At 72.8% G+C, this 8258-nt stretch carries 7 protein-coding genes; 5 read left to right on the top strand and 2 right to left on the bottom strand.

All coding sequences use genetic code 11. The features are described from left to right. The 5 genes from sucB to ABD198_RS12710 all read left to right on the top strand — a co-directional run. Positions 1–1046: 2-oxoglutarate dehydrogenase, E2 component, dihydrolipoamide succinyltransferase (gene sucB, locus ABD198_RS12730; RefSeq protein ID WP_344000470.1), on the top strand; the 1046-nt coding region annotated here is incomplete at its 5' end. Positions 1047–1245: 199 nt separating this feature from the next. Then, positions 1246–1869 (top strand): GntR family transcriptional regulator, encoded by a 624-nt coding sequence (locus tag ABD198_RS12725; RefSeq protein WP_344000468.1) that lies wholly within the window; start codon positions 1246–1248, stop codon positions 1867–1869. Between the two features lie 307 nt (positions 1870–2176). After that, on the top strand, positions 2177–4879 hold the full coding sequence (gene aceE / locus ABD198_RS12720; protein ID WP_344000467.1) for a pyruvate dehydrogenase (acetyl-transferring), homodimeric type: 2703 nt from the start codon (positions 2177–2179) through the stop codon (positions 4877–4879). Positions 4880–5299: 420 nt separating this feature from the next. Continuing rightward, complete coding sequence (locus tag ABD198_RS12715; RefSeq protein ID WP_344000465.1) at positions 5300–6277, top strand: helix-turn-helix transcriptional regulator; 978 nt, start codon at positions 5300–5302, stop codon at positions 6275–6277. Between the two features lie 79 nt (positions 6278–6356). Further along, positions 6357–6878, top strand: coding sequence for a DUF4240 domain-containing protein (locus tag ABD198_RS12710; RefSeq protein WP_344000463.1), 522 nt, complete (start codon positions 6357–6359; stop codon positions 6876–6878). Between the two features lie 25 nt (positions 6879–6903). Here the strand turns inward: ABD198_RS12710 and ABD198_RS12705 are convergent, their stop codons facing one another. Beyond that, positions 6904–7125 (bottom strand): hypothetical protein, encoded by a 222-nt coding sequence (locus tag ABD198_RS12705; RefSeq protein WP_344000461.1) that lies wholly within the window; start codon positions 7123–7125, stop codon positions 6904–6906. Beyond that, positions 7122–8051 (bottom strand): peptidoglycan recognition protein family protein, encoded by a 930-nt coding sequence (locus tag ABD198_RS12700; RefSeq protein ID WP_425580469.1) that lies wholly within the window; start codon positions 8049–8051, stop codon positions 7122–7124. The genes ABD198_RS12705 and ABD198_RS12700 overlap by 4 nt, the downstream gene beginning before the upstream one ends. Positions 8052–8258 lie beyond the last annotated feature (207 nt).

Below are 8258 nucleotides of genomic sequence, written 5' to 3'. Positions count from 1 at the left end.
CGCCCCGGGCCCCCCGCCCGGAGGCCCGCCTGCCGCAGCCCGGGGCCCCCCCCCCCCCCCCCCCCCCCCCCCCCCCGGCTCCGGCGGAGCCCGCCGCCGCCCGGCCGACCGACGAGGGCGCCTACGTCACCCCGCTGGTGCGCAAGCTCGCCGCCGAGAACGGCGTCGACCTGTCCACCGTCAAGGGCACGGGTGTCGGCGGCCGTATCCGCAAGCAGGACGTCCTGGCCGCCGCCGAGGCCGCCAAGGCCGCCGCCGCTGCCCCGGCTCCGGCCGCCGCAGCCCCGGCCGGCCAGAAGAAGACCCCGGTCCTCGAGGCCTCCCCGCTGCGCGGCCAGACCGTGAAGATGCCGCGGATCCGCAAGGTCATCGGCGACAACATGGTCAAGGCCCTGCACGAGCAGGCCCAGCTGTCCTCGGTGGTCGAGGTCGACGTGACCCGCCTGATGAAGCTGCGCGCCCGGGCCAAGGACGCGTTCCAGGCGCGTGAGGGCGTCAAGCTCTCCCCGATGCCGTTCTTCGTCAAGGCCGCGGCCCAGGCGCTGAAGGCCCACCCGGTCATCAACGCCAAGATCAACGAGGCCGAGGGGACCATCACCTACTTCGACACCGAGAACATCGGTATCGCGGTGGACTCCGAGAAGGGCCTGATGACCCCGGTCATCAAGAACGCCGGCGACCTCAACCTCGCCGGTATCGCCAAGGCCACGGCGGAGCTGGCGGGCAAGGTCCGCAGCAACAAGATCACCCCGGACGAGCTGTCCGGCGCGACCTTCACCATCAGCAACACCGGTTCGCGTGGCGCCCTGTTCGACACGATCATCGTGCCGCCGGGCCAGGTCGCCATCCTCGGCATCGGTGCCACGGTGAAGCGTCCGGCGGTCATCGAGACCGAGGACGGCCCGGTCATCGGCGTCCGGGACATGACGTACCTGACGCTCTCCTACGACCACCGCCTGGTCGACGGTGCCGACGCGGCCCGCTACCTGACGACGGTCAAGGCCATCCTGGAGGCCGGCGAGTTCGAGGTGGAGCTCGGCCTGTAAGCCGCACTCCGCCTGCCCGCATCGGTGCCCCTGCCTGGCGTTTCCGGGCGGGGGCACCGGCGTGTCCGGGGGCGTCCGCAGGGGGTGCGGGCCACTGTGCGACTCGTCTCACCTGCGCGAAAGCACCCTCGCGCGACCTTCACGGGGGGCGCGGCCGCCGTATTGTCTAAACGTCAAAGCCCTCCCTGAAGGAGCCCCCATGACCGCGCCCGTCATCCACTCGCTGCGCGAGCAGATCCGCGAGCACATCCTGGAAGGGATCATCAGCGGGCGCTGGCAGCCGGGGGAGCGCATCGTGGAGCGGCGGATCGCCACCGAGCTGGAGGTCAGCCAGACCCCGGTCCGGGAGGCGCTGCGCGAGCTGGAGTCCCTGCGCCTGATCGAGTCCGCCCCCAACAAGGGCGTACGCGTCCGCAATCTGACCGCGGCCGACCTGGAGGAGAGCTACCCGGTCCGGGCCGGTCTGGAGGCCATCGCCGCGGAGCTCGCGGCGGACCGTCTGGCGGAGGACTGCTCGGCGCTGGAGCCGCACGTGGCCGCCCTCTACGAGGCCGACCGCGCCGCCGACGGCACGGCCCAGGTGCGCCACACGGTCGGCTTCCACCGCGAGCTCGTGCGCGCCGCCGACAACTCCGTGCTGCTGCACACCTGGGAGGGCCTGGGCATCGAGGTGTTCACCGCGCTGTCCATCCGCTGGCTGGGCACGGTGCAGCAGTCCTACGCGGAGGAGCACGAGGAACTGGTCGCAGCCTTCAAGCGCCGCGACCCGCGCATCGCCGACCTGGTCAAGTCCCACGTCCTGGGCTGCGCCCCGCGCGCCTGACCGAGCACGCCTTCCCTCCCTGGTGCTGTGGGCCGCGAGTGAGCGGACCGTTGCTCAAACGGCGCCATGACCTGCGAAAACCATGGTCCGAAGCGTCACCGGGTGCCACAAACGCAGGCACCGCGTGCCGACTTTCTTGTGATCAAGAGGTTTTACCTCGGAAGCCTTTGATCGATCATCGATCAGGGGGTTACAGTCCACGCGAGGCTTGCACCCAAGCCCCATCCGCCCTGTCCTGCCAAAGACCAAGGGCACCCCCGAACCCTTACTGATGAGGGAACCCCCTTCGACTGAGGAAGGCGGCGACATGACCGACCCCAACGCCATCCAGCCGAGCGCGCTCGACCAGCTCCCGGACCGGGACCCGGAGGAGACTGCCGAATGGCAGGCCTCGCTGGACGCGGTCGCCAAGGCGGCCGGCCCGCACCGTGCCGCATACCTGATGCGGCGCACGCTGGAGCGTGCCGAGGGCGCCGGCATCGCGCTGCCCAAGCTGCTCGAGACCGACTACGTCAACACCATCCCCACCGCCGCCGAGCCCGCCGTGGACGGCGACGAGGAGATGGAGGCCCGGATCACCGCCTGGAACCGCTGGAACGCGGCGGCGATGGTGACCCGCGGAAGCAAGTACGGCGTCGGCGGCCACATCGCCACCTTCGCCTCCGCGGCCTGGCTCTACGAGACCGGCTTCAACCACTTCTTCCGCGGCAAGGAGTCCGACGGCTCCGGCGACCAGCTCTACATCCAGGGCCACGCCTCCCCCGGCATCTACGCCCGCGCCTTCCTCGACGGCCGGATCAGCGAGGAGCAGCTGGACAACTTCCGCCGCGAGGCCGGCGGCAACGGCCTGCCCTCCTACCCGCACCCGCGGCGCCTGCCCTGGCTGTGGGAGTTCCCCACCGTCTCCATGGGCCTCGGCCCGCTCTCCGCGATCTACCAGGCCCGCTTCAACCGCTACCTGACCAACCGCGGCATCAAGGACACCTCCGGCTCCCACGTATGGGCCTTCCTCGGCGACGGCGAGATGGACGAGCCCGAGTCGACGGCCGCCCTCGCGCTCGCCGCCCGCGAGGAGCTGGACAACCTCACCTTCGTCATCAACTGCAACCTGCAGCGCCTCGACGGCCCGGTGCGCGCCAACTTCAAGATCGTGCAGGAGCTGGAGGCCCAGTTCCGCGGCGCCGGCTGGAACGTCATCAAGACGCTGTGGGGGACCGCCTGGGACGAGCTGTTCCAGCTCGACACCACGGGCGCGCTGGTACGCCGGCTGCGCGAGGTGCCGGACGCGCAGATCCAGACGTACCAGACGCGCAGCGCCGACTACATCCGCGAGGACTTCTTCGGCAAGGACCCGGCGCTCGTCGAGATGGCGAAGCTGCTGAGCGACGACAAGATCCTCGAGTGCTTCCACGTCTCGCGCGGCGGCCACGAGCCGCGCAAGGTGTACGCCGCGTACAAGGCCGCGCTCGCCCACAAGGGCGCGCCGACCGTCATCCTGGCCCAGACGGTCAAGGGCCACACCCTCGGTGAGGGCTTCGCCTCCAAGAACGCCAACCACCAGATGAAGAAGCTGACGGTGGACGAGTTCAAGGCGATGCGCGACCGCCTCTGCCTGCCCATCAAGGACAGCGACTTCGTCGACGGCGTGGTCCCCTACGGCCACCCCGGCGCCGGCTCCCCCGAGGTCCGCTACCTCCAGGAGCGCCGCGCCGCCCTCGGCGGTCCGGCCCCGGCCCGCCGCGTCCACCCGGTCGCGCCGCTGCCGGCGCCCGCCGAGAAGGCGTTCACCGCCTTCGACAAGGGCTCCGGCTCGCAGAAGGTCGCGACCACCATGGCCTTCGTCCGCCTGGTCAAGGACCTGGTCCGCGACAAGGAGACCGGCAAGCGCTGGGTGCCGATCGTCCCCGACGAGGCGCGCACCTTCGGCATGGAGTCGCTCTTCCCGTCCCTCGGCATCTACTCGCCCAAGGGCCAGACGTACGAGCCGGTCGACCGCGACCAGCTGATGTACTACAAGGAGGCCAAGAACGGCCAGATCCTCAACGAGGGGATCACCGAGGCCGGTTCGATGGCCGACTTCATCGCCGCCGCCACGTCGTACGCGACGCACGGCGAGCCGATGATCCCGTTCTACATCTTCTACTCGATGTTCGGCTGGCAGCGGACCGCCGACCAGATGTGGCAGCTGGGCGACCAGCTCGGCCGCGGCTTCCTCGTCGGCGCGACGGCGGGCCGCACCACGCTGACGGGTGAGGGCCTGCAGCACGCCGACGGCCACTCCCCCGTCATCGCCGCCACCAACCCGGCGGCCCTGACCTACGACCCGGCCTTCGCCTACGAGGTCGCGGCGATCGTCAAGGACGGTCTGCGCCGCATGTACGGCGAGACCGCGCCGGGCGAGGACCCCGACGTCTTCTACTACCTGACCGTCTACAACGAGCCGCTGCCGCAGCCGGCCAAGCCGGCCGTGCCCGGCATCGACGAGGGCATCGTCAAGGGCCTGTACCGCTTCAACACCGCGGAGTCCGCGGGCCTCAGCGTCCCGGCCAACGCGCCGCGGATCCAGCTGCTCGGCTCCGGTACGGCGATCCACTGGGCGCTGGACGCACAGCGGAAGCTGGCGGAGGAGTGGGGCGTGGCGGCCGACGTCTGGTCGGCCACGTCCTGGAGCGAGCTGCGCCGGGACGCCATGGAGGCGGACGAGGCGCTGCTGCGGGGCGAGGAGCGGGTGCCGTTCGTGCGGCGCGCGCTGGCGGGGGCGGAGGGCCCCGTGCTGGCGGTCTCCGACTACATGCGGCAGGTGCCGGACCAGATCGCGCAGTGGGTCGAGCAGGACTGGTCCTCGCTGGGCGCGGACGGCTTCGGCCTCTCCGACACGCGCGAGGCGGCCCGCCGCCACTTCGGCGTCGACGCGGAGTCCATCGTCGTCGCCTCCCTCGCCCAGCTCGCCCGCCGCGGCGAAATCAAGGCAACGTCCCTGAAGGAAGCCCGCGAAAAGTACGGCCTGTAGGCCGCCGGCGGGGTGCACCCCGGTGGGGGTACGCCTCCCCGGGGGCTCCGCCCCCGGCCCCCGGCCCATGCCCACCCACCACCCGACTCACTCAGCCGAAACGCCGGACGGCAGCATTCGCGCCGTCCGGCGTTCTCACATCTCCGGCCCTCGATCGCGCCCACCGCCGCACCGTTGCTCAGCGGACCGCAGGTCGGGGTTGGGGTGCGGTGCCCCGGGGCGGGTTCGGGGCGGTGCCCCGGGGCGGGTTCGCGGGCCAGCCCCCGAGTGGCCGGGGGGTCGAGGGCGCAGCCCCCAAGTGGGGTCCGGGGCGGCAGCCCCGAGATGGGGGTCCGGGGGCGGAGCCCCTGGGGATGGGACGGGTAGGGGCGGCGGGGGCGAGGGAAGTGCGGTGTCGGAGGGGGGCGGCATGATGGGCGCATGCGTGCTGCTCGGCTCATCAAGATGGTGCTGCTGCTTCAGAACCGCGCCTCCATGACCGCCGCCGAGCTCGCGCGGGAGCTGGAGGTGTCCGAGCGCACGGTCACCCGGGATGCGCAGGCGCTGTCGGAGGCAGGGGTGCCGGTGTATGCGGACCGGGGCCGGGCCGGGGGCTACCGGCTGGTCGGCGGCTACCGCACCCGGCTGACCGGCCTGGCCCGCAGCGAGGCCGAGGCCCTGTTCCTCTCCGGCGTACCGGCCGCGCTGAGGGAGATGGGGCTGGAGGACGCCGCCTCGGCGGCGAGGCTGAAGGTGTCGGCCGCCCTCCTCCCCTCCCTGCGGGACGCCTCCCGCACCGCCGCCCAGCGCTTCCACCTCGACGCCCCGAACTGGTTCCGCGAGCCGAAGACACCAGAACTGCTGCCCGCCGTGGCGGACGCGGTGTGGGACGACCGCCGGATCACCGCCCGCTACCGCCGCGGCGAGCACGAGGTGCGGCGCGAACTGGAGCCGTACGGGCTCGTGCTGAAGGCGGGCGTCTGGTACCTCTGCGCCCGCGTCGCCGGACGCGAGTCCTACCGCGTCTACCGCATCGACCGCTTCACCTCCGTCGAGCCGGGCGAGGACCGCTTCGAGCGCGCGGAGGACTTCGACCTGCCCGCGTTCTGGGAGGAGCGGGCGGAGCAGTTCGCCCGCTCGATCCTGCGCGCCGAGGTCGTGGTGCGGCTGTCGGAGGAGGGCGCCCGCCGGCTGCCGCATGCCGTGGACCCGATGTCCGCCCGGGAGGCCCTGGCCGCGGCGGGCGAACCGGACGAGGACGGCTGGGTGACGCTGACCCTGCCGGTGGAGTCCGAGGAGGTCGCCCACACCCAACTGACCGCGCTCGGCGCGGAGGTGGAGGTGCTGGCCCCGGAGAGCCTGCGCGAGCGCTTCGCCGCGGAGGCGGCCCGCCTGGCCGAGCTGTACCACCCCCGGTGAGCCCCACGGGCGCGTCCGGCAATCCGATCCCTGCACTCCGGGTGCGTCCCCGGTCCCCAGGGCCGATGCTGGAGCCGTGATGGACGAAGCGCAGTTCTGGGAGCTGATCGACGCCGCCCGCGAGGACGCCGGAGGTGACCCGGAGGAGCAGGCAGACCTGCTGGTGGAGCGGCTGGTGCAGCTGGACCCGGAGTCCGTGCTGGACTTCGCCCGTCACTTCGAGTCCCGCTATCACCGCGCCTACACCTGGGACCTGTGGGGCGCCGCCTGGGTGCTGCTGGACGGCGCCAGCGACGACGCGTTCGACTTCTTCCGCTGCTGGCTGATCGGCCAGGGCCGCGAGGTGTTCGAGGGCGCCCTGCACAACGACCCGGACGAGCTCGCCGAGTTGCTCGACGACTTCGACGAGGAGATCGACGGCGACGGCGAGGAGCTCGGCTACGCCGCGGACGAGGCGTACGAGCAGCTCACCGGGACCGTGGCGCCCGATCTGGAGCTGCCGCCCGCACCGGCGGAGCCGGCCGGCACCCCGATCGACTTCGAGGACGACGCCGCACTCGCCGAGCGCTACCCCCGCCTGTGGTCCCGTTTCCGCAGCTGAACGGACACCGGGGCCACGGGCACCCTCACGGATGCGGGCCGCCGCCCAGCGCGCCCGCGCCCGCCTTGTCGCGGTCCTCGGCGAGCGCCTGATGGCGCGGGGCGGCATTGGCCTGCATGAGGGTGGACGCCGTGTGGGCCGCCGGGCCCAGGACGACGGCCGCCGCGGCGCACAGCGCCGACCACGGGCCGCGCAGGACGTCCGCCCAGCCGGTACTTCGGGGACGCGGGTCGTTGCCGGTGTTCATCGGCCCCACCTCGGTTCTGCTGCTGTGACGTCCGCCGGTGACGGCGGTACGGCGTACCGGTCGCCCGCCCGGCCGGCGCCGTGCACCGCCTGAGTGGTGGCGGGCCGGCCCTGGAAGCGGGCGGCGAGCGCTCTGACCTCGGGCAGTCGGGCGTGCAGCGCCGCGCCCGGGCAGTCGGTCATGTAGCCGTCGCTGTGGCCCGCGAGGGCGGGAAGGGTGGCGGTGGCGCCGGCCGCGTACCGGCTGCCGCCGTTGCTGGAGACCAGCCGCACCTCGCCGCGCGGGTCGGTGCCGGACGTGCCGAGCTTCCAGGCGGCCACCGCGGCGATCGACCGCAGCATCTCCTCCGGCACCTCGGCCCCGGCGGTGAACGTGCCGAGCGCGGCGATGCCCGTGGTGCGGTGGTTGAAGCCCTGGGTGTGCGCCCCGGTCACGGGCCGGTCGGTGCCTCCGGCGCGGCCCTCGTAGATGGTGCCGCAGCGGTCGACGACGAAGTTGTAGCCGAGGTCGTCCCAGTCGCGGCCGACGGTCTGCCCCTCGTAGAGGGAGCGGATGATGCGGGGCGCGTCGGCGCAGTCGTAGCCGTTGGGCGAGTCGGTGTGGTGGATGAAGACGGCGACGACCTTGTCGTCGTAGCGCGCCGGCGGCTGCTCGCGCTCCGCGCCGGCCAGCCAGACCGAGCGGGGCTGGATCGGCGGGCGGGGCGCGGTGAAGGCGGGCGGGGTGGGGCCGGTGGCCCCGGCCGGGCGTCCGGCGGCGTTCTCCACGCCGTACGCGCACAGCACCAGCGCGGCGGCCGCGGCGGCCCCCGGCAGACAGCCCAGCGTCACCGTGACGGCCCGTGGCAGACCCGGGGTGCCGGGCCCGCCGGATATCCGGGAGGCGCGGCGTCTTCGCTCCCCCCGTGATCTCCTGACGAAACGCATGGGACCACTGTGAGTCCGATCGCCGCCGCCCGCGATGTGTGTTCTGCCACCTGGTGGAACCATCGTCCGGGTGCGCGTCGTTTTCCCGTGTGCATGCGTGTGAGGCCGCCGCGTCCGGCGGCCGGCCGCGCGCGTGGCTGATCACAGGGCCGCTCCCCCACGTATGAGAGGTCCCGTAGGCCGCTCCCGCGCGGGACGTGCCGGCCC

Source organism: Streptomyces thermocarboxydovorans (assembly GCF_039524635.1).
Classification (GTDB): domain Bacteria; phylum Actinomycetota; class Actinomycetes; order Streptomycetales; family Streptomycetaceae; genus Streptomyces; species Streptomyces thermocarboxydovorans.
Note: the sequence above shows the minus strand (reverse complement) of the source record. Positions and strands in the feature narration are given on the sequence as shown.